Below are 18,749 nucleotides of genomic sequence, written 5' to 3'. Positions count from 1 at the left end.
CGACCGGATCGGAGAAAAAATGCGTTACGACATCGTCATCATCGGCGGAGCCATCGTTGGGTCCTCCATTGCCTATTATCTGCGCGAGGAAGGGTTTTCCGGCTCGATCGCGCTGATCGAGCGCGATCCGCAATTCGCGCATGCGGCGACGACACTGTCCCTGGCCTCGATCCGCCAGCAATTCTCGATTCCGGAAAACATCCGCCTGTCGCAATTCACCCTGAAACTGTTCCGGCGGCTGAAGGAAGAATTCGGCGCGGACGCCGATATCGGATTTCGCGAGGGCGGCTACCTCATCCTCGCCGGGGAGAACGGCCTGCCGATCCTCAAGGCCAATCACGAGGCGCAGATGGCCGAGGGCGCCGACATCGTGCTCGAGGACGCCGAGCAGCTGGCGCGGCGCTTCGCGTGGCTGTCGACCGAAGGCATCTCCGCCGGCGCCTATGGCCGGACCGGCGAAGGCTGGTTCGACGCGCATGCGATGCTGATGCTGTTCCGCAAGGCGCTGCGCGACAAGAAGATCGATTTCATAACCGCTTCGGTCACCGCCATTGCGCGCGAGGGCAACCGCATCACCGGCGTCTCCCTCGACAATGGCCAGACGCTTGCTGCCGGCATCGTCGTCAACGCCGCCGGGCCGAACGCCGGCAAGGTCGCGGCGTTTGCCCAACTTTCGCTGCCGGTCGAGCCGCGCAAGCGCAACGTCTTCGTCTTCGAGGCGCGCGAGAAATATGCCGACATGCCGCTGCTGGTCGACCCCTCGGGCATCTATGTGCGGCCGGAGGGCTCGGTCTACCTCACCGGCGGCGCCGAGCCGGAAGAGGGCGACGGCCCGGCCGATCCCGGGGATTTCGAGGTCAACTGGCCGCTGTTCGAAGAGGTGATCTGGCCGGCGCTGGCGACCCGCATTCCGGCCTTCGAGGCGATCAAGCCGACCCGCGCCTGGGCCGGGCATTACGACTACAACACGCTGGATCAGAACGCGGTGATCGGCCCGCATCCCGAGGTCGGCAATTTCCTCTTCGCCAATGGCTTTTCCGGCCACGGCCTGCAGCAGGCGCCGGCGGTGGGCAAGGCGCTGGCGGAACTGATCGTGCATGGCGGCTATCGGACGATCGACTGCTCGGCGTTCGGCTACGAACGCGTGGCCGAAGGAAGGGCGTTCCGGGAACTGAACGTGATTTGAGCAAGACGGGCTACGATCTTCGGGATTGCCAAAGCGTCCCAGTTTCTTCGTCATTCCAGGGTTTTCACCGCTTCGCTCCTTGCTTCGCCCTGGAATGACGAAGTCTTTGCAACCATCGCATCAGCCTTGAGAGCATTGCCAAGCGCATGGCCTTCGGCCGTGTTGTCGAAGATGCCCCAGACCTCGGCACCCGATGCGGCTGTTTCCTGCACCTGACGGCCGATCCGGTCGAGGCTTCCGGCATCGTAGTCCGAGTAATAGACACGCGGCACGCCATGCCAGCGAAAATAGGCAAGGCCGGACCAGCCGCCCGGCACTGCCGCGGCAGGGACCGGAGCCGGGTCGGCGGCCACACGTGCAATCTGGCGGCCGGCGAGAAGCGTTTCCGCCGCCGCTTCGAACCAACTGGGATGGCGTGGTTCACAGGCCAGCCTTGCCTTTGTCCGCTTGCTCAGCATGTCGAAGAAGCCGCCGGCGATGTCCGGCTCGAACGGCAGGCTCGGCGGCAGTTGCACCAGAAGCACGCCCAGCTTCTCGCCGAGACCTTCGACCTGCTGGAGAAACATTTCGGCAAGCGCATCGCAATCCACGAGACGATGCTCATGGGTCATGGCTTTCGGCGTCTTCACGGCGAAGCGGAAGTGCTCCGGGACGGAGTTTGCCCAGCGTTCATAGGTCTCGCGGCGATGCGGCTTGTAGAAGGACGTGTCGATCTCGACGATCGGAAAACGCTTGGCGTAACGTTCGAGATGTGATCCGGGCTGCGGGAAGTCTTCCTTGTGCCGGGTTGGGATTCCCCAGCCAGCCGTGCCTATGAAGCATTCCTGTTTTTCCATGCATGGGGATGTGGACCAGAGGCGGTGCGGGTCAAGGCGAGAGTGCGTGAAGAATCGCTGCCACTGACCTGCTTCTCAAGCCGCCGCCAGCCTCCCGGCTTGCACATACGCCTGCAGCCAGGCCAGCACCCGGCCCCAATCCTCGGCATGCTCGGTCGCCGCTTCGCCCAGCCCGGCGAAACCGCCATGGCAGATGGTCAGGCGCGTGCCCCTGGCGGTCGGCTGCAGCAGCCAGGCAAGCGTGGTTTGCCGCCGGCCAAGCGTGGGATGATCCCATGCGTAAGCTCGCGTCTGCACGATCCGGCGCGGCGCCTCGATCTCGACGAATTCACCGCTGGCCGGCAGGTCCCTGCCGTCGGCGCCACGCGCGGTGACCGTCCAGCGGCCGCCGACGCGAAGGTCAGCCGACCAATCGACCATCCGGTAGCTGTCGGCGGACCCCCACCATTGCTCGACTTCCTCGCCGACCAGTGCCCGGAAGATGCGTTCCGGCGGCGCCTCGATCTCGGCCGATGCCATGATCGTCTCGCCATTGGTCATGCTCCGCACCCAGGGATCATGCATCGTCGATACCTTCGCGCAAATTTGTTTCGTTACCGAAACGGTCCTTTCATTCCTTCGATGGCGGGCGCTCAAAACCCTTGCCGGTCTCAAGCAGGCTCTTGAGGCTGGCCAGCACTAGCGGCCAGCCCCTGGCGACATTGCCGATCAGTTTGTGCGGCCCGTCGGCTTCATGGGTCACGGCAAGCTTCATCAGCTCGCCATCCTGCTCGATGGTGAAGGTGCAGCGCGTGTAGCCGTCTTCCCTGACCTCGGGCATCCATTCATTGCGCCATTTGATGACCAGGCGCCGCGGCGGGTCGATCTCGAGGATCTCGCCGCTATCGGCGACACGTCCGTCAGGCAGGATCAGCTTCCAGCTGGAGCCCACTTTCCACTCGCTCTCCTGATAGGAGCAGAGGAAGAACTGCCGGTTGAACTCCGGGTCGGTCAGGGCCTCCCAGAGCTTTTCGGCCGTGGTACGGATGTAGGTCACGTAAACGAAGCTGTTGCTCATCAGTCTTTCCTTTCGAGGCGTCTCTTCAAGTCGCTGAGGGCGGTCAATTGCCCCCGCTCGAATTTGCCGATCCAGCGCTCGGCGATCTCGTTGATCGGAACCGGGTTGAGGTAGTGCTCCTTCTCGCGCCCCTTGCGGATGGCGGTGACGAGGTTTGCTTCCTCCAGGATCGCCAGATGCTTGGTCACCGCCTGGCGCGTCATGTCCATCTCCGCGCACAGCGCGTTCAGCGTCTGCCCGTTCCTGGCGTGGAGGCTGTCCAGCAATTGCCGGCGTGTCGGGTCGGCCAGCGCGCGAAAGACTGCATCCATGCTCATGGCTTTAATATGCAACCATTTGGTTGCATGTCAAGCGGCAAGATCTCGCACCATGCATCCCCCTTGTGCCGGCGCGCACGAACAGTTGGCTTTTATTTGCCCGCGGCTTTGTGTACACGGAGCTTCAGCAAATCCCCCGCAACGAAAACACGGGCCAAAGCCATGGAAAAATTCACCAAGCTCACCGGCGTCGCCGCTCCGATGCCGATCGTCAATGTCGACACCGACATGATCATCCCGAAGGATTATCTGAAGACGATCAAGCGCACCGGGCTCGGCACCGGCCTGTTCGCCGAAATGCGTTACAAGGATGACGGTTCGGAAAACCCGGATTTCGTGCTCAACAAGCCGGCCTACCGCAAGGCGCAGATCCTGGTCGCCGGCGACAATTTCGGCTGCGGTTCGAGCCGCGAGCACGCGCCGTGGGCGCTGCTCGATTTCGGCATACGCTGCGTTATCTCGACCTCGTTCGCCGACATCTTCTACAACAACTGCTTCAAGAACGGCGTGCTGCCGATCACCGTCAGCCCCGAGGATCTCGAGAAGCTGATGGATGACGCCTCGCGCGGCTCCAACGCAACTCTGTCGATCGATCTCGAAGCCAAGGAAATCCGCGGCCCCGATGGCGGCGTCGTCGCCTTCGACCTCGACGACTTCAAGCGGCACTGCATGCTCAACGGCCTCGACGACATCGGCCTGACCATGGAGAAGGCCGGCGCCATCGCCTCGTTCGAGAAGCGCAACGCCGAGCAGCGCCCCTGGGCCTGAGCGGCACCATCCGATCCCGGCCGCTTTCAGGCCGGGCTCGCATCGACTGAGGGAGGGACAGTCATGGCACGTTCGCTTCTTGCCGGCGTTTGCGGGCTGGCCTTGTTGCTGCTTCCCACCATGGGCGGCTTTGCGCAGACACAGACGCCCGCCGCGCAGCAGACGCCCGCGGCAGCCCAGAAGCCGGCCGACCAGGGATCGTCGAGCACCAGTGACGCGGCGCCCGCCGACGATGACAGCCAGGCGCCGATACCGTTCGAGGGCGGCCAACTGACCATCACGCAGCCGGAGCAGGATGGCGAGAAGGTGCTCGCCTATGACGGCAAGCAGCTGGCCAGCAACTACGATGTCTTCTTCGACAAGATAGTGAAGATCGGCGATGTCAATGTGGCGCTGGTCGATGTCGGCGACGGCGGCAATCAATGCGGCCCGGCAAAGGTGATCGTGTGGAAGCCGCAAGGTGGCGAGATCCAGACCACAACGGTCGAACAGGACGAATGCGGCGCGCCACCGGCGGCAATCTCCGACAGCGCCATTTATTTCGTGCCCTATCTGTTGCCGGGTGATGAGAAGCCGGCCTTGCAATGGTCGCCGACATCGGGGCTGACGACATCGGGCAATCTGACCTACATGCCCGAACCCGGCACCGACTGGAAGGATATCGACCCGTCGAAATACGACAACATCATCGACGCCTTCCACAATGAGGCCGTCTACAAGGAAGCCGAAAAGTTGCTCGGCAAGGACATGCCCGACATGGCGACCAGCCTGCTGGTCGGCGGCGGCACGGAAAAGACCGCTTCGGGCGCCTTCTATGCCAGCGGCTGCGTGCCGCATGACTGCGGAGGCAATGACGGCTTCATGGCGGTCGACCCGGCCAAGCACAAGCTCTACTTCGCCCGCCGGGGGGACGATGGCCAGCCAAAGGGCTGGCCGGCGCTGGAGACATGGCCGGCCGATGTCAAGGCAGCGCTGGACAAGGCACAGGGCGAGGCGAACTAGCGGCGTCGCCAAGGGACTGCCGTTCTGTCGCCATTTCCGGACGGAGGCTACGATGCAGAATAGGCGACAAGTAACGGCAGCCGCGCTGCTTCTTGGCGGCGGCTTGTTGGCACCGACCCTCGCCCGGGCGGCGACCGCGCCGCAATCGCTGGCGGAACGGTTCGCGGCGACATTGAGCGCGGGCGATATCGACGGCTTCTCCGACCTGTTCGCCGACACCTATGTGAATCATCAACAAAGCGCCGCCGCACCGCCGCCGGCCAATGTCAGCCCGAAACAGGCGACTGTCGCTTTCTTCAAGGCGCGGCTGGCGGCAATGCCCGATCTCAAGGTCGCCATCGAAGTCGTGGTCGCCGACAAGGACCATGTCGCGGCGAGTTTCGTCTACAGCGGCACGCACAAGGGTGCCTATTTCGGCGTCGCACCGACCGGCCGGGCGCTGCGCTTCACCTCCTGCGACATTTTCCGGGTGCAAGACGGTCGTATCGTCGAGCATTGGGGCATGGGCGATATCGCAGGCGTCCTGGCGCAGCTGCGAGCCTGACGATCTAAACAACCGAACATTTGCAAGGACGCCATGCGCAAACTCATCTCCACCGGCTCGCCCTTCGAAAAGACCGCCGGCTATTCGCGGGCCGTGGTGCAGGGCGACTGGTGTTTCGTCTCCGGGACGACCGGCTATGACTATGCCACCATGACGATGCCCGACAGTGTCGAGGCGCAGACCCGCAATTGCCTGGCGACCATCGGCAAGGCGCTGAAGGACGGCGGCTTCGACATGGCCGACGTGGTGCGGGCGCATTACTACATCACCGACCAGGCCTTTGTGGACGCGGTCTTCCCGATCCTGGGCGAGACGTTCGGCGACATCAGGCCGGCCGCGACGATGATCGTCTGCCAGCTCAACAAGCCGGAAATGAAGATCGAGATCGAAGTCACGGCGCTGCGGCGGACTGCATGAAGGTCCGGCGCATCATTGCCAACATCGCCACGTCGGATATCGCGGCGGCGAAGCGATTTTATCAGGACGTGCTCGGCCTCGATCTGCTCATGGATCATGGCTGGATCGCCACCTATGGTTCGTCCGAGACCATGGGTGTGCAGGTCAGCTTTGCCGAGCAAGGCGGCTCGGGCACGCCAGTGCCCGACCTGTCGATCGAGGTCGACGATGTCGAGGGCGCACTTGAAGGCATGAAGGGCGCCGGCTTTGCCATCGAATACGGACCGGCCGACGAGCCCTGGGGCGTGCGGCGCTTCTATGTGCGCGATCCCTTCGGCCGGCTGGTCAACATTCTCTCGCATCGGTGAATGCGCGTCTCAAGCGCAGGCTTGCGCCGCAAGCGCTTGGCGTTTAGCAAGGCCGCGGTTCAAATTCTTTTTCTGGGACGGTTTTCTCCATGGCAACGAAGCATCTTTTCCTGCTCCCCGGCGACGGCATCGGCCCCGAGGCCATGGCCGAGGTCAAGAAACTGATATCGGCCATGAACGAAAAGCTCGGCAGCGGCTTCGCCACCGATGAGGGCCTGGTCGGTGGATGCGCCTACGATGCGCATGGTGCGGCCATTTCCGATGCCGACATGGCCAAGGCGATGGCGGCGGATGCGGTGCTGTTCGGTGCCGTCGGCGGTCCGAAATGGGATGCGGTGCCTTACGAGGTGCGCCCCGAAGCCGGCCTGCTGCGGCTGCGCAAGGACATGGAGCTGTTCGCCAATCTGCGCCCCGCCATCTGCTATCCGGCGCTGGCGGCGTCCTCCTCGCTCAAGCAGGAGGTGGTCGAAGGCCTCGACATCCTGATCGTGCGCGAGCTGACCGGCGGCGTCTATTTCGGCGAGCCCAAGCAGATCATCGATCTCGGCAACGGCCAGAAGCGCGGCATCGACACCCAGGTCTACGACACGTTCGAGATCGAGCGCATTTCGGGCGTCGCCTTTGAACTCGCGCGGACCCGCAAGAACCACGTCACCTCGATGGAAAAGCGCAACGTCATGAAGTCGGGCGTGCTGTGGAACGAGGTCGTCACCCAGACGCAGAAAGCGCGTTACGCCGACGTCAAGCTCGACCACATGCTGGCCGACGCCGGCGGCATGCAGCTGGTGCGCTGGCCAAAACAGTTCGACGTCATCGTCACCGACAATCTGTTCGGCGACATGCTGTCCGACATCGCCGCCATGCTGACCGGCTCGATCGGCATGCTACCATCGGCCTCGCTCGGCGCGCCCGACGTCAAGACCAAGAAGCGCAAGGCGCTCTACGAGCCGGTGCACGGCTCGGCGCCCGACATTGCCGGCAAGGGCATCGCCAATCCGATCGCCATGATCGCGTCCTTCGCCATGTGCCTGCGCTATTCCTTCGGCATGGTCGCGGAAGCCGACAAGCTTGAAGCGGCAATCGCCGCCGTGCTCGACGATGGCCTGCGCACCAAGGACATTCTCTCCGCCGGCATGACCGAGGTCGGAACCGTCGAGATGGGTGACGCGATCATCGCCAAGTTCCTGGGCTGATCCCATGCCGGTCGACGTCCGTTGGGCGACGGCCGCGGATGCTTCCGCGCTCGCGGTCATGCTGTGCGCCATGGCGGCACATTACCGGCAGCCACCGCTCGACCATGATCGGGCTTTGTCCGCGGCGCGCAAATGGCTTGGCGAGGAAAGCCCGGCCTATCCACATTTTGCGCTTGCCTTCGTTGAAGATGAGGTGAGCGGGTTGGCGTCGGTGGCGATCGCGCATCCGGGCGTCGATCTCGAGCGGTTGCTGTTCCTCAAGGATCTGTTTGTGCGTGACCAGGTCCGCGGTGCCGGCGTCGGCCGGGCGCTGATCGATTTTCTCGCCGGTCATTGCCTCAGCCACGGCATCGGCCGCATCGACCTGACCACCGAGGACTGGAACGAGGGCGCGCTGCGCTTCTACGCGCGGCTCGGCGCCGAACGGCACGGCCAGAAGATTTTTCTCAGGCTTTCGAGCGACGCGCTGAAGGTATTAAAACCTGGCGCCTGACGGCATGGTTTCCCAGGATTGGTTATCCAACTCTAGCGCTGTCGGAGCGGTCTCAGCGAATATCGCCGGCGAGCTGCCGTAGCAGGCCTACGAGTTGCGCCTCGGTAACTGGTTCGAAAAAGGCCGCGTCGGCGGTCTCGACCGCGACGATGGCGCGCTGCGCGGCAGCCGCCCCGGCTGGAGTGACGCGGATCACCTTGGCGCGGGAATCCCTGGGGTCGGCCTCCCGCGCGATCAGCCCCTTTGCCTCGAGCCGGGCGACGACGTCCGAGGTCATCTTCACTTCGGTGCCGGCCTGGGCGGCGAGCTGCACCTGGTTGGGCGGCTCGCCATTGCGGCCGAGCCACATGGCCGAGGCCAGCAGCACGAACTGGACATGCGTCAGGTCGAGCGGCGCCAGCGCCGCCGTCATGACACGCTGCCAGCGCATGGTGGTTCGCCACAGCAACAAGCCGGGGCTCTCCGAAGGTCCGCTGAAGCGCGTGTTCAAATCCTGCCCATCAGCCACCGTTCGCGAACTCCTTTGCCTGCTCGAACAATTTGGCCATCGAGACGTCGAAATCGCCGCTGATCTGCGGGCCGAGCTCGGGTCCGACCTCGGCGGCCGAGGGGCCGGAAATTTCCAGCCTGTGCGTCACCTGCGTGCCGCCTTGAACCGGCACCAGCGTGTGCCGGAACAGCAGTTTCGTGTCATCGAACGAAGTCTCGTCGGCGTAAGTGACGTTGTCGACGAGATCGACGATAAGAGATTCGAACGTGTCCTGTCCGGCCGGGGTCACGGAGACACGGGTGCCCTTGGCGAACGGCCCGTGCAGCACGAAGGTATCGGACCCTTCATAGGTCAGGCGGCCCTCATGCAACGCCTTGAGCGCGTTCCAGATGGCTTGTGCGGGAAGCGGCGAAATCGAGGTGTACTCATTGCTCCACATCGTCTTGGCTCCATCCATCTCATTTAATCTGCCAACAGACTATCTGTGCACGGATTAAAATGCAAGAGGAATCTTGCGGCAAGGCCGAGACGCATCCCAAATCCCTTCGGCATTCCTGCCGGGATCGCTAAATTCGCACCCTCGCCGGCATAAATCCCCACCGGTTCTCCAGGGGCCGAGAGGGAGTGAGCCCGAAGATGAGAAAGGCCAACGCTCCCAAAACCGGGATGTAGCAAAGCAAGACAAGCCAGCCTGTCAGCCCGATGTCGTGCAGACGCCGCACGACGACTGCGATCGACGGCAGGATTCCCGCCAGCACGAAGAGCAGGGCAGGAATGTAACCGATCGAGGTCCTTGGGCCGTCGTCGAAGCCGCTTATCGCCAGGTTGAGGAGAATGCCGAAACCGAACAGCGCGACGAGTATGACGTAGAACCAGAGATAGAACGCCCAAAGCTCCTTGCGACCGGCCCGGCCGGTGAAATTGCGATAATCGTCCCCAAAAGCTCGCAGGAAATAGGCCCAGAGCCCCATGGGCCTGAGGGGGCGCGTTTCGAATGTCTGGCCAGATTGCTCCGGCCTGCCATTTGGTGACGATGCGGCGGGTTTTGCGGCGACGATTTCGTGAGCTGTTCCGTTGTCCGGTGTGAACTCGACCAGTATGCCTTTCGCAATGGTCACGTCTTGGGTCAAGTCGCTACGGCTGAAGATGTAACGCTTGCCATCAACGCCATTCACGTAACCGAAATCCTGATCCTGGTCGTAATGAAAGATTTCTCCGCGCATTGCTCCCCCCTTGCGTAGGATTTATCCTACTATTCTAGGTTGTGAACAATTGCAATATGCACGTTAAGATTAAGCGCTGACCCCCGCCGGCACCGGTCCCCACCGGTTTTCGCGTCCCTGTGTCGGGATCAGGGCGAAGACCAGGATGATCAGGCTGCCGAAGGTCGGGATCAGGATGAGCAGGCAGAGCCAACCCGACAGGCCGAGGTCGTGCAGGCGGCGCACGATCATACCGAGGCTGGGGAAGAACGTGGCCAGCAGGAAAGCGCCAAACAGCCCGATCGTCACCCCCGGCATCTCAATGCTGTCGAAATTGCCGATCTGGACATCGGTGAAAACGCCGACGCCGATGACCACCAGCAGCGCGATCGTCCAGAACAGGCAATAGCCCCAATATTCCTTGCGGCGGGCGCGGCCGGCGAAATTGAAATAGTTCCCGGTCATCGCTCGCCAGAAATAGGACCAGAGATCGGTGGGCCCGGCTGGCTCGGCCGACCGGCCGAAGGGTTGCGCCTGCGATGCGACGGCCGCCGGCGCGGGACGGGCTTGAGCCGGTGCGGCGCTGGTGGCGGCGTCGGCGGCCGGGCTTGCGGCCTGGGCGGCGATCGAAAAAACGTCACGCGCCTGCCCGACGCCCGCCTGGAACTCGACCGCCGTTCCCTTGGGCATGGCGGTTTGCCGGCGAAGGTTCTCGCGGGTGAAGGTGTAGCGGTTGCCGTCGGCTCCGGTGATGAAGCCGAAGCCCTGGTCCTCGTCATAGTGGAGCACTTCGCCGCGCATCGCCCACCCCCTTGTCGCCCGTGTCCCTGCCAAGGTGTGGCACAGGGCCGAGCCGATGGGCAAGCCGTGCGACATGGCTACCATGGTAGCGGCAAATGAAGCATAAGGCTTCAAGTGCAGCCGTTTTCACCAAAGAGACGATGACCGCAGAGCACTCCGATGCCAGCGCCGCGACCGAGGATGGGCAGGTCGCAAGGCCTCCGGGGCCGACCCCGTCCAGGCTGGCCATCGACGCCACAGGCTTGATGTTCTGGCCGCCCGGCGAGGGCCTGGCGGGCATTCCGCGCGTGGAAAGCTTTCTCGTCAACGCGGCGTTGGCGGATCCCGACCCCAGCGTGGAGGTGGTGGCATTCAGGTCCGGCCGGTTCCGGCCGCTTGCCGCCTACGAACAGGACCATGTCGCGGCAGGGGACATTTCAGTGCATCGTGTCAAAAGGTGGCCGGGGAGGCACATGGCGTTGTCGCAAGCTTTCGAGACGGTGCGGCAGCAGCCCTGGGAGCGCGGGACGGACCGCCACCTGGCCAAGACGGTGACCAATGGCCGCGAGGGAATCGCCTACCAAGCGACGCGGCTCCTGATCCGCGCCTATCGCCTGTACCGGCGGGCGAGGGCCTGGGCCTGGTCGGGATTGCGCGGATATGCCCCCGCCCCGCTGGCCGAAACGGAGCCCGGCCTTGTGCTGATCAGCCATCACATCCTCACCCATGAAGACCGCTCCGCCGTTTCGGGCACCGCCGGCAAGCTTGCCTTCCTGTGCCACGACATCATCCCGCAATTGCGCCCCGATCTGCTTGGCACCAGCGGCGGCGAGGGCCGCTACGGCTCTTATCTCGAACAGCTCGAGCGCAGTGGCGCACCGGCATTCTGCGCCTCCAACGAGGTCGGCGCGACGCTGACCGATCACATGCGCGAGGCCGGCATCGCCACGCCGGTTGTGTACCGCTTTCCGATGCCCTCCATCCTGCACGCAAACGCATCGCGCGCCGGCACGACATCGCGCATCGAGTCCGGCGAACCGTTCGTGCTCTATTGCTCGACCATCGAAGTGCGCAAGAACCACATCCTGCTGGCGCGGGTCTGGCAGCAGGCGCGGGAGGAAGGCGTCAAGCTGCCGAGGCTCATCTGCGCCGGGCGCTGGGGCTGGATGATCGAGCCGCTGCGCGCTTATCTCAAGGCGCATCCCGAATTGCTCCAGTCGGTCACCTTCACCGGGCTGGTCAGCGACGAGCAACTCATCCGCTATTATCGCAGCGCCACATTCGGCGTCTTTCCCTCGCATATAGAGGGCTGGGGCTACGGCGCTTCCGAATGTCTCGATTTCGGCGTTCCGGTCATCGTGTCGACCGCGCCGTCGCTGATCGAGGCGAGCGGCGGGATGATGCCGGCGATCGATTCCAATGATCAGGCCGGCTGGTATGCCGCCATCCGCCGGATGGCCGAGGACCATGACTGGCGCTCCTCGCTTGTGGAGCGCATCGCAAGGCAACACCGCCCGACGCCACCTTCCGCAAGCTGGGCAGCCATCAAGGCCGGTCTGCAGGCGTCGGTCTCCCGGGCTTCGAACGCCTGACCGAACCGGATCACGCGGCCGACCGGTTTCGACCCGTTACCGGCCTGGAACAATGAGGAAAAACCGAGTGCAACAGGGCTGTCTGGCGGAGGCAAAATGAAGAGCAAAAGACTTGCCCTGTACACTTTCGGCATATTCCGTGCGCCGGCCAGTGATCCCGTGAACCAGGGCTTTCATGACCGCAACGATCGCAATTTTCTGATTGCCGAAACGAGCGAGGGATTCATCGCAAGGTCGGGCTATGAGGAAGAAGCTGGTCCGGAAAGCTGGGGCACGCAAGTTTTCCCGCGCTTCTACCGTGAGCAGGGAGACGGCTGGACGCCATCGACGCTGTCGTTGTGGAAAGATTTGGCATCACCAATGGCATTCACCTACGCAGGAATTCACATGGAGGCGATGCGGCACGGGCGGGAATGGTTTCTCAAACCGGCATGGCCACCCTATGTGCTTTGGTGGGTCGACTGGGACCATAAACCCGCTTGGGGGGAGGCTGTGGTCCGACACGAATTTCTCCATGACCACAAGGCCAGCCCTTTTGCCTTCGATTTCAAAACCTGTTTCGATGAAGATGGCCGCCCGACGGCGATCGACAGCCAAATGGTCAAACAAAATATGCGTTTGAATGAAAGGCGGCAGCAGCAACCAAGCTGACCTGGCGCCAAGGCGGCAATCCGCCCTGGAACTGGCGGAACGCCTGTGCCTGCAACCCGCCGCAGTTTCTTACGATGGCCGCTTCGGCTTCTTGTGCTTTGGCGGGCCGGCATTGTCGAATTTCGGCTTGCCCGGCTTCTTTGCCCAGGGCTTTGGCTCATGCGCGGTAGCCGGGCGCTGGTCGGCTGCTGCCGGTGCGCGCTTTTCGAATTTGCGCTTCGGTGCGTTCGGATCGAATGGCGCCTTGCCGCGATGCGGTTTCTTGTCCGGGCTCGGCGGCTGATAGCCGGCGCGCGACAGATCCGGCGTGCCCTCGAGCCGCTTCACCACGATGTTGCCCTGCAATTTGCGGTCGGGTCCGATCGCGGCCAGAAAACGGTCGGCCCAATCCGCCGCGATCTGCACGAAAGTCTCCTCCGGCTGCATCTTGATGGCGCCGATCTCGCGCTTGGAGATGCTGCCGGCCCGGCACAGCATCGGGATCAGCCATCGCGGCTCGGCATTCTGCCGGCGTCCGACCGACAGCGAGAACCAGACGCTGGCGCCGAAATCGTCGCGGCGGCTGGGCGCCTCGTCGCGGGGCGTGGATTTCTCGCCCGCCGGTCTTTCGCGCGAAGGCGTGAACGGGGCGACGTCCATCAGATCCTCGGGTGCCGAGCGGCTGGCGCGGCACTGGCGCACGAAGGCGGCCGCCACCTGCTCGGCGCCATGACGGCTGAGAAGCGCTTCGATGAAGCCGCGCTCGTCATCCTTCACCGGCTCATCGAAGGCCGGGTCGGCGAGGATGCGCTCGTCGTCGCGGCGGATCACGTCGTCGGCCGAGGGCGGGCTTGCCCATGTCGCCTTGAGGCCGGCGTTCTGCAGCAGCCGCTCGGTGCGCCTGCGGGCGCTGCCTGGCACGATCAGCGCGCTGACGCCCTTGCGCCCGGCGCGCCCTGTGCGGCCGCTGCGGTGCAGCAGCGTTTCCGGGTTGGTCGGCAAATCGGCATGGATCACCAGTTCGAGATTGGGCAGGTCGATGCCGCGCGCGGCGACGTCCGTTGCGATGCAGACCTTGGCGCGGCCGTCGCGCATGGCCTGCAGCGCGTGGCTGCGCTCGTTCTGGCTGAGCTCGCCCGACAGGGCCACGACCGAAAAATTGCGGTTGTTGAAGCGCGCGGTGAGATGGTTGACGGCGGCGCGCGTGTTGCAGAACACCAGCGCGTTCTTCGCCTCATAGAAACGCAGCACGTTGATGATGGCGTTCTCGCGATCGGCCTGGGCGACGTTGAGCGCCCGGTATTCGATATCGAGATGCTGCTTCTCCTCGCCGGCGGCGGAGATGCGCACGGCATCGCGCTGATAGCCTTGAGCCAGCGTCGCGATCGAGCGCGGCACGGTGGCCGAGAACATCAGCGTGCGGCGCTCGGCCGGGGCGGCGTCGAGGATGAATTCGAGGTCTTCGCGAAAGCCGAGATCGAGCATCTCGTCGGCCTCGTCGAGCACCACGGCCTTGAGCGCCGACATGTCGAGCGATTGCCGTGTGATGTGGTCGCGCAGCCGGCCGGGCGTGCCGACGACGATGTGGGCGCCGCGCTCCAGCGCGCGCCGCTCGGTGCGCATGTCCATGCCGCCCACGCAGGACGCCACCGTGGCGCCGGTCGGCTCGTAAAGCCATTCCAGTTCGCGCGTCACCTGCAGTGCCAGCTCCCGCGTTGGCGCCACCGCCAATGCCAGCGGTGCGGTGGCCGCGCCAAAGCGTTCCGCGCCGTCGAGCAGCGTCGGGGCCATGGCAAGACCGAAGGCCACAGTCTTGCCCGAACCGGTCTGCGCCGACACCAATGCGTCGGCCTGCCCGAGCTCCAGCACGGCCTTCTGCACCGGCGTCAGCTCGGCATAGCCGCGTTTTTCCAGCGCCTTTGCCAGCGCGGGAACAATACCTTCGAAGTTGGACATCTCGCTCTTTCGGAATTCAGGGTTCTGCGCTCATCATGGAGCACGAGCCGGGGCCGGCGCCGCGCCAGCCAAACAATCTTGGCCGTTCGTACTTCTTGGCGTCGCTCTTGTACAGGGCGAGCAGCACTGCCTTCCCTTCTCCCCTTGTGGGAGAAGGTGTCGCCGAAGGCGACGGATGAGGGGTGTTCCAGGGAACGCCGCCGCCTCACTCCGCTGGAACACCCCTCATCCGTCTCGGCGCTAACGCGCCGATCCACCTTCTCCCACAGGGGGAGAAGGAAAGCCGCGCCTCGTCCCAATTGACTCCTGCCGCAAACCGCGTAAAAGCCCGCTTCGAACGGGATCGTTTTTCGATGCGCGGCCTTTTGATGGCTCTTCTTGCATTCGATGCCCCCAGCCTCAATGCGAACCATTGGGCCGGGCGCGTCGGCGCGTCCCCTCGTCCCAGCAAAACCACGGCCAAAAAAACCACCACCAAAACGGTGTGATTCCCTTGGCCTAACCACCCTCTCCCGGGTCCGGCCCGGGGGACGGAACCCGCATCGGCCGGCGGGTTTTCTCCAAAAACCAAGCGGAGAGGGACAGGAGATACCAGATGAGTTTCAAGGTTGCAGTCGTCGGCGCCACGGGCAATGTGGGCCGGGAAATGCTCAACATACTGGAAGAGCGCGGCTTTCCGGTAAGCGAAGTGGTGGCGCTGGCCTCGCGGCGCAGCCAGGGCACGGAAGTGTCGTTCGGCGACCGCACGCTGAAGGTCAGGGCGCTCGACCAATATGATTTTTCCGACACCGACATCTGCGTCATGTCGGCCGGCGGCAACGTCTCCAAGGAATGGTCGCCGAAGATCGGCAAGCAGGGCTGCGTCGTCATCGATAATTCGTCGGCCTTCCGCTATGACCAGGACGTGCCGCTGATCGTGCCGGAAGTGAACCCGGACGCGATCTCGCTGTTCACGCGCAAGAACATCATCGCCAACCCGAACTGCTCGACGGCGCAGCTCGTTGTGGCGCTGAAGCCGCTGCACGATTTCGCCACCATCAAGCGCGTCGTCGTCGCCACCTACCAGTCGGTGTCGGGCGCCGGCAAGGAAGGCATGGACGAGCTCTTTACCCAGACCCGTGCGGTGTTTGTCGCCGACCAGGTCGACGTCAAGAAGTTCACCAAGCGCATCGCCTTCAACGTCATCCCGCATATCGACGTCTTCCTCGATGACGGCTTCACCAAGGAAGAGTGGAAGATGGTCGCCGAGACCAAGAAGATGCTCGACCCCAAGATCAAGCTGACGGCGACCTGCGTGCGCGTGCCGGTGTTCATCGGCCATTCGGAAGCGGTCAATATCGAGTTCGAGAAGCCGATCACCGCCGACGAGGCGCGCGATATCCTGCGTGACGCTCCCGGTTGCCAGGTCTTGGACAAGCGCGAGGACGGCGGCTACATCACGCCGCTCGAATCGGCCGGCGAGGACGCCACCTTCATCTCGCGTATCCGCGAGGATTCGACCGTCGACAACGGCCTGTCGATGTGGGTGGTGTCGGACAATCTGCGCAAGGGCGCGGCGCTCAACGCGGTGCAGATCGCCGAGCTGCTGGTCGAGCGCGGCCTGATCCAGCCGAAGAAGAAGGCGGCCTGACGGCGGTTTGTTTAGCGCTCACGGGCTGTTCCGCCGCTGCCGCGGCGGGCTCTCCGCGAGGGCGCCGGACGACCGGCGGCCCGCGGTCGCGGGCTCGGCCTTCGGCCGGGGCGCTTTTCCTTCTCCCCTTGTGGGAGAAGGTGGATCGGCGCGTAGCGCCGAGACGGATGAGGGGTGTTCCAGCGGAGTGAGACGTTGGTGTTCCATTCATGACTAGCACTCAGCCCATAGATATCACTCTGCGCCCGGCCGTCGGTTCGGATGCCGCCGTCATCGCGACCACGATGCGCGTGTCGCTCAACGCTTTCGACTGGATGCCGGTGCTGCATACGCCGGAGGAAGACCTTGCCTTCATCCGCGACATCGTGCTGCCACGGCAGCAAGTGACAGTCGCCGAAGCCGGCAGCGAGATTGTCGGCTTCATCGCCGTCAAAGGCGATTGGGTGGAACAGCTCTACCTCGACCCGGCCTGGGCTGGGCAAGGCATAGGCAGTCGGTTGCTGGTCGACTCGACCGCTACCTTGCCGATCGTGAAACTCCATTGCTTCCAGGGCAACACCGGCGCCCGACGTTTCTATGAGCGCCATGGGTTCCGTGCGGAAGCGTTCGGCGACGGCACCACCAACGAGGAGGGCCTGCCGGATATTCTGTACGTCCGCAGACGTTGACCGCTTACTGAACCCGTCCGTTCTCTGCCGCCAGTCCACGCAACAAGACCATTGCCTCCTCCGCCCGCTCCGCCGGTACGAACAGATGATCGTGATAGAAGGCCGAGACCGGATTGACGCCCATGCCGGCGGCGGCGAGCCGCGTGGTGATGGCGGCGAGGAAGCCGACCGCTTCCAGGGACGAGTGGATGTTCAGCGTGATCATCCGGCAACGGAATGAGGCGGTCAGTCCGGCTGCCTTTGCTGCCTCCTCCGTCACGATCAGCGTCGTGCCCTCGCGCTCACGGAACAGCATCACGGGGTCGAGGTTCCTCGGCTGGGAAACTCCAGGCGCCTGCGTGACAAAGACATAGGTGCCGTCGAGCAATTCCGGCGTCATCGACGCCAACAGGGTCTTCAGATCGGTTTCGCCGGCCATTCTTCTCACCTGTATCGGGCGGGCCATGGCCCGCAGGCTTCTCAATATCCGCAACCTATACATGCCGATAGTCCGCACACCGGGCGCACGACATTGCGATGTCGCTGGCGGCTGGGCTTGCGGATCTGCCGCATCGCACAATACAGGAGCTGAGGGCCGATGCCGGTCCGTGAGAGGCCCGCCCATGATCGTTCGCCCGCGCCCCAACTTCCTGCAGCTGTTCTTCATCATGCGCGGCTCCGTGGTGCCGCGCATCCTGCCGCAGATCTTTGGGTTCGCCATCTATTCGGCGGTCATCCTTGCCCTGGCGCGGTGGTTCAAGCTCGATCTGGGCGTCTTCAACATAGCGCCGTTCGGATTGGTGGGCGTGACGCTGTCCATCTATCTGTCGTTCCGCAACAACGCCGCCTATGACCGCTGGTGGGAAGCACGCAAGCTGTGGGGCACGCTGGTCTTCGAAATCCGCAATCTGGCGCGCGCCACGACCAGTCTCATTCCCGATCCGGCCGAGCGGCGCGCCTTGCTGATGGAGGCGCTGGCCTTCTGTCATTTCCTGCGCGGCCAGTTGCGCAAGACCGACAGCGTGAAAGATGCCCGCGCCTTCATCGACACGGAAGCGGAGATGGCGGCGAATTTCGCCAATCCGGCGGATGAGATGGTCAGGCGCATGGGCCGGCGCGCCAATGCGCAGCGCCGTGCCGGCGAAGTCGATCCGATCGGCTTCCGCATCCTGGACGAGAGGCTGGCATCGATCACCGCCATCCAGGCTGGCTGCGAGCGGATCGCCGGCACGCCCTTGCCCTTCGCTTATACGCTGCTTGTGCATCGCACGGCCTACATCGTCTGCCTGCTGCTGCCGATCGGGCTGATCTCGACCACGGGCTGGGCGACGCCGTTGTTCACCGCGCTGATCGCCTACACCTTCTTCGGCCTCGACGCGCTTTCGGAAGAGCTCGAGGATCCTTTCGGCACCGAGGCCAACGACCTCGCCCTCGACGGGCTGTGCCGCGTCTGCGAAATCTCGGTGTTCGAGGCATTGGGCGAAACACCGCCGAAAATGCTCCCGGCCGAAAAGTTCTATTTTTCATAGCAAGTCCTGGCTCGGCCGGCATTCGAACCGCCCGCGCCCTGACGAGTGCGGTGGCATTTCGGCCACCTCAACGCGGGCCTTGACGCATCGGCCTGCGTCTCGTATAGAACCAAAAGGTTATATAACCATATGG

Annotated in this window: 23 protein-coding genes; 13 read left to right on the top strand and 10 right to left on the bottom strand. The window is 63.8% G+C overall.

Translation table 11 applies throughout. From position 1 onward, the window contains the following. Positions 1-19: 19 nt before the first annotated feature. Positions 20-1,186: an FAD-binding oxidoreductase gene (locus FJ977_RS32005; RefSeq protein WP_140776216.1), complete on the top strand. Its 1,167-nt coding sequence runs from the start codon at positions 20-22 to the stop codon at positions 1,184-1,186. 50 nt (positions 1,187-1,236) lie between these two features. Here FJ977_RS32005 and FJ977_RS32000 read toward each other — a convergent pair whose 3' ends face one another. The 4 genes from FJ977_RS32000 to FJ977_RS31985 form a co-directional block, all read right to left on the bottom strand. Next, positions 1,237-2,022 (bottom strand): DUF72 domain-containing protein, encoded by a 786-nt coding sequence (locus FJ977_RS32000; RefSeq protein WP_140776214.1) that lies wholly within the window; start codon positions 2,020-2,022, stop codon positions 1,237-1,239. 75 nt (positions 2,023-2,097) lie between these two features. Next, positions 2,098-2,586 (bottom strand): SRPBCC domain-containing protein, encoded by a 489-nt coding sequence (locus tag FJ977_RS31995; RefSeq protein ID WP_140776212.1) that lies wholly within the window; start codon positions 2,584-2,586, stop codon positions 2,098-2,100. A gap of 46 nt (positions 2,587-2,632) precedes the next feature. Next, positions 2,633-3,079 carry an SRPBCC family protein gene (locus FJ977_RS31990; protein WP_140776210.1) on the bottom strand — a complete coding sequence of 149 codons (447 nt, stop codon included), beginning with the start codon at positions 3,077-3,079 and terminating at the stop codon, positions 2,633-2,635. Further along, positions 3,079-3,390 carry a metalloregulator ArsR/SmtB family transcription factor gene (locus tag FJ977_RS31985; protein WP_140776446.1) on the bottom strand — a complete coding sequence of 104 codons (312 nt, stop codon included), beginning with the start codon at positions 3,388-3,390 and terminating at the stop codon, positions 3,079-3,081. The genes FJ977_RS31990 and FJ977_RS31985 overlap by 1 nt, the downstream gene beginning before the upstream one ends. 168 nt (positions 3,391-3,558) lie before the next feature. Between FJ977_RS31985 and leuD the strand changes: the two genes are divergently transcribed. The 7 genes from leuD to FJ977_RS31950 all read left to right on the top strand — a co-directional run bounded on the left by leuD (position 3,559) and on the right by FJ977_RS31950 (position 8,160). Beyond that, positions 3,559-4,164 (top strand): 3-isopropylmalate dehydratase small subunit, encoded by a 606-nt coding sequence (gene leuD, locus FJ977_RS31980; protein ID WP_140776208.1) that lies wholly within the window; start codon positions 3,559-3,561, stop codon positions 4,162-4,164. A 63-nt stretch (positions 4,165-4,227) separates the two neighbouring features. Further along, the gene (locus tag FJ977_RS31975) at positions 4,228-5,166 is read left to right on the top strand and encodes a hypothetical protein (RefSeq protein ID WP_140776206.1); all 939 of its coding nucleotides are present in this window, start codon (positions 4,228-4,230) and stop codon (positions 5,164-5,166) included. Between the two features lie 52 nt (positions 5,167-5,218). Then, the gene (locus FJ977_RS31970; protein WP_181180127.1) at positions 5,219-5,710 is read left to right on the top strand and encodes an ester cyclase; all 492 of its coding nucleotides are present in this window, start codon (positions 5,219-5,221) and stop codon (positions 5,708-5,710) included. Positions 5,711-5,743: 33 nt separating this feature from the next. After that, positions 5,744-6,127 carry a RidA family protein gene (locus tag FJ977_RS31965; protein ID WP_140776202.1) on the top strand — a complete coding sequence of 128 codons (384 nt, stop codon included), beginning with the start codon at positions 5,744-5,746 and terminating at the stop codon, positions 6,125-6,127. After that, complete coding sequence (locus FJ977_RS31960; protein ID WP_140776200.1) at positions 6,124-6,474, top strand: VOC family protein; 351 nt, start codon at positions 6,124-6,126, stop codon at positions 6,472-6,474. The genes FJ977_RS31965 and FJ977_RS31960 overlap by 4 nt, the downstream gene beginning before the upstream one ends. Positions 6,475-6,563: 89 nt before the next feature. Further along, a complete protein-coding gene (leuB, locus tag FJ977_RS31955; RefSeq protein WP_140776198.1) occupies positions 6,564-7,667 on the top strand; it encodes a 3-isopropylmalate dehydrogenase in 1,104 nt (367 codons plus the stop codon). Between the two features lie 4 nt (positions 7,668-7,671). Continuing rightward, a complete protein-coding gene (locus FJ977_RS31950) occupies positions 7,672-8,160 on the top strand; it encodes a GNAT family N-acetyltransferase (RefSeq protein WP_140776196.1) in 489 nt (162 codons plus the stop codon). 52 nt (positions 8,161-8,212) lie between these two features. Here FJ977_RS31950 and FJ977_RS31945 read toward each other — a convergent pair whose 3' ends face one another. The 4 genes from FJ977_RS31945 to FJ977_RS31930 form a co-directional block, all read right to left on the bottom strand. Continuing rightward, on the bottom strand, positions 8,213-8,668 hold the full coding sequence (locus FJ977_RS31945) for a MarR family winged helix-turn-helix transcriptional regulator (protein ID WP_140776194.1): 456 nt from the start codon (positions 8,666-8,668) through the stop codon (positions 8,213-8,215). Beyond that, positions 8,661-9,089, bottom strand: a complete 429-nt coding sequence (locus FJ977_RS31940) for a polyketide cyclase (RefSeq protein ID WP_140776192.1) — start codon at positions 9,087-9,089, stop codon at positions 8,661-8,663. The genes FJ977_RS31945 and FJ977_RS31940 overlap by 8 nt, the downstream gene beginning before the upstream one ends. Positions 9,090-9,216: 127 nt before the next feature. Further along, on the bottom strand, positions 9,217-9,873 hold the full coding sequence (locus tag FJ977_RS31935) for a DUF805 domain-containing protein (RefSeq protein ID WP_140776190.1): 657 nt from the start codon (positions 9,871-9,873) through the stop codon (positions 9,217-9,219). 69 nt (positions 9,874-9,942) lie between these two features. Further along, positions 9,943-10,653, bottom strand: coding sequence for a DUF805 domain-containing protein (locus FJ977_RS31930; RefSeq protein ID WP_140776188.1), 711 nt, complete (start codon positions 10,651-10,653; stop codon positions 9,943-9,945). A gap of 140 nt (positions 10,654-10,793) precedes the next feature. Here FJ977_RS31930 and FJ977_RS31925 point away from each other — a divergent pair, with 140 nt between their 5' ends. Then, positions 10,794-12,224, top strand: coding sequence for a glycosyltransferase (locus FJ977_RS31925; protein ID WP_140776186.1), 1,431 nt, complete (start codon positions 10,794-10,796; stop codon positions 12,222-12,224). Between the two features lie 96 nt (positions 12,225-12,320). Then, complete coding sequence (locus FJ977_RS31920; protein WP_140776184.1) at positions 12,321-12,875, top strand: DUF3291 domain-containing protein; 555 nt, start codon at positions 12,321-12,323, stop codon at positions 12,873-12,875. 69 nt (positions 12,876-12,944) lie between these two features. Here FJ977_RS31920 and FJ977_RS31915 read toward each other — a convergent pair whose 3' ends face one another. Continuing rightward, positions 12,945-14,810 carry a DEAD/DEAH box helicase gene (locus FJ977_RS31915; RefSeq protein WP_140776182.1) on the bottom strand — a complete coding sequence of 622 codons (1,866 nt, stop codon included), beginning with the start codon at positions 14,808-14,810 and terminating at the stop codon, positions 12,945-12,947. Between the two features lie 595 nt (positions 14,811-15,405). Here FJ977_RS31915 and FJ977_RS31905 point away from each other — a divergent pair. Beyond that, positions 15,406-16,440, top strand: a complete 1,035-nt coding sequence (locus FJ977_RS31905) for an aspartate-semialdehyde dehydrogenase (protein ID WP_140776178.1) — start codon at positions 15,406-15,408, stop codon at positions 16,438-16,440. Between the two features lie 209 nt (positions 16,441-16,649). Further along, positions 16,650-17,108: a GNAT family N-acetyltransferase gene (locus FJ977_RS31895; protein WP_140776174.1), complete on the top strand. Its 459-nt coding sequence runs from the start codon at positions 16,650-16,652 to the stop codon at positions 17,106-17,108. Positions 17,109-17,112: 4 nt separating this feature from the next. Here the strand turns inward: FJ977_RS31895 and FJ977_RS31890 are convergent, their stop codons facing one another. Beyond that, entirely contained in the window at positions 17,113-17,526 is a 414-nt protein-coding gene (locus FJ977_RS31890) for an ACT domain-containing protein (protein ID WP_140776172.1), read from the bottom strand. 184 nt (positions 17,527-17,710) lie between these two features. On the opposite strand from FJ977_RS31890, the gene FJ977_RS31885 reads away from it, so the two are divergent. Further along, entirely contained in the window at positions 17,711-18,616 is a 906-nt protein-coding gene (locus FJ977_RS31885; protein ID WP_140776170.1) for a bestrophin family protein, read from the top strand. The last annotated feature ends 133 nt before the right edge of the window (positions 18,617-18,749 follow it).

The sequence above is a fragment of the Mesorhizobium sp. B2-1-3A genome (genome assembly GCF_006442655.1).
GTDB lineage: Bacteria > Pseudomonadota > Alphaproteobacteria > Rhizobiales > Rhizobiaceae > Mesorhizobium.
Note: the sequence above shows the minus strand (reverse complement) of the source record. Positions and strands in the feature narration are given on the sequence as shown.

Coding starts and splice junctions, on each gene's coding strand:
- FJ977_RS32005 (WP_140776216.1), top strand. CDS start 20: ATGCGTTACGACATCGTCATCATCGGCGGAGCCATCGTTGGGTCCTCC.
- FJ977_RS32000 (WP_140776214.1), bottom strand. CDS start 2,022: ATGGAAAAACAGGAATGCTTCATAGGCACGGCTGGCTGGGGAATCCCA.
- FJ977_RS31995 (WP_140776212.1), bottom strand. CDS start 2,586: ATGCATGATCCCTGGGTGCGGAGCATGACCAATGGCGAGACGATCATG.
- FJ977_RS31990 (WP_140776210.1), bottom strand. CDS start 3,079: ATGAGCAACAGCTTCGTTTACGTGACCTACATCCGTACCACGGCCGAA.
- FJ977_RS31985 (WP_140776446.1), bottom strand. CDS start 3,390: ATGGATGCAGTCTTTCGCGCGCTGGCCGACCCGACACGCCGGCAATTG.
- leuD (WP_140776208.1), top strand. CDS start 3,559: ATGGAAAAATTCACCAAGCTCACCGGCGTCGCCGCTCCGATGCCGATC.
- FJ977_RS31975 (WP_140776206.1), top strand. CDS start 4,228: ATGGCACGTTCGCTTCTTGCCGGCGTTTGCGGGCTGGCCTTGTTGCTG.
- FJ977_RS31970 (WP_181180127.1), top strand. CDS start 5,219: ATGCAGAATAGGCGACAAGTAACGGCAGCCGCGCTGCTTCTTGGCGGC.
- FJ977_RS31965 (WP_140776202.1), top strand. CDS start 5,744: ATGCGCAAACTCATCTCCACCGGCTCGCCCTTCGAAAAGACCGCCGGC.
- FJ977_RS31960 (WP_140776200.1), top strand. CDS start 6,124: ATGAAGGTCCGGCGCATCATTGCCAACATCGCCACGTCGGATATCGCG.
- leuB (WP_140776198.1), top strand. CDS start 6,564: ATGGCAACGAAGCATCTTTTCCTGCTCCCCGGCGACGGCATCGGCCCC.
- FJ977_RS31950 (WP_140776196.1), top strand. CDS start 7,672: ATGCCGGTCGACGTCCGTTGGGCGACGGCCGCGGATGCTTCCGCGCTC.
- FJ977_RS31940 (WP_140776192.1), bottom strand. CDS start 9,089: ATGTGGAGCAATGAGTACACCTCGATTTCGCCGCTTCCCGCACAAGCC.
- FJ977_RS31935 (WP_140776190.1), bottom strand. CDS start 9,873: ATGCGCGGAGAAATCTTTCATTACGACCAGGATCAGGATTTCGGTTAC.
- FJ977_RS31930 (WP_140776188.1), bottom strand. CDS start 10,653: ATGCGCGGCGAAGTGCTCCACTATGACGAGGACCAGGGCTTCGGCTTC.
- FJ977_RS31925 (WP_140776186.1), top strand. CDS start 10,794: ATGACCGCAGAGCACTCCGATGCCAGCGCCGCGACCGAGGATGGGCAG.
- FJ977_RS31920 (WP_140776184.1), top strand. CDS start 12,321: ATGAAGAGCAAAAGACTTGCCCTGTACACTTTCGGCATATTCCGTGCG.
- FJ977_RS31915 (WP_140776182.1), bottom strand. CDS start 14,810: ATGTCCAACTTCGAAGGTATTGTTCCCGCGCTGGCAAAGGCGCTGGAA.
- FJ977_RS31905 (WP_140776178.1), top strand. CDS start 15,406: ATGAGTTTCAAGGTTGCAGTCGTCGGCGCCACGGGCAATGTGGGCCGG.
- FJ977_RS31895 (WP_140776174.1), top strand. CDS start 16,650: ATGACTAGCACTCAGCCCATAGATATCACTCTGCGCCCGGCCGTCGGT.
- FJ977_RS31890 (WP_140776172.1), bottom strand. CDS start 17,526: ATGGCCGGCGAAACCGATCTGAAGACCCTGTTGGCGTCGATGACGCCG.
- FJ977_RS31885 (WP_140776170.1), top strand. CDS start 17,711: ATGATCGTTCGCCCGCGCCCCAACTTCCTGCAGCTGTTCTTCATCATG.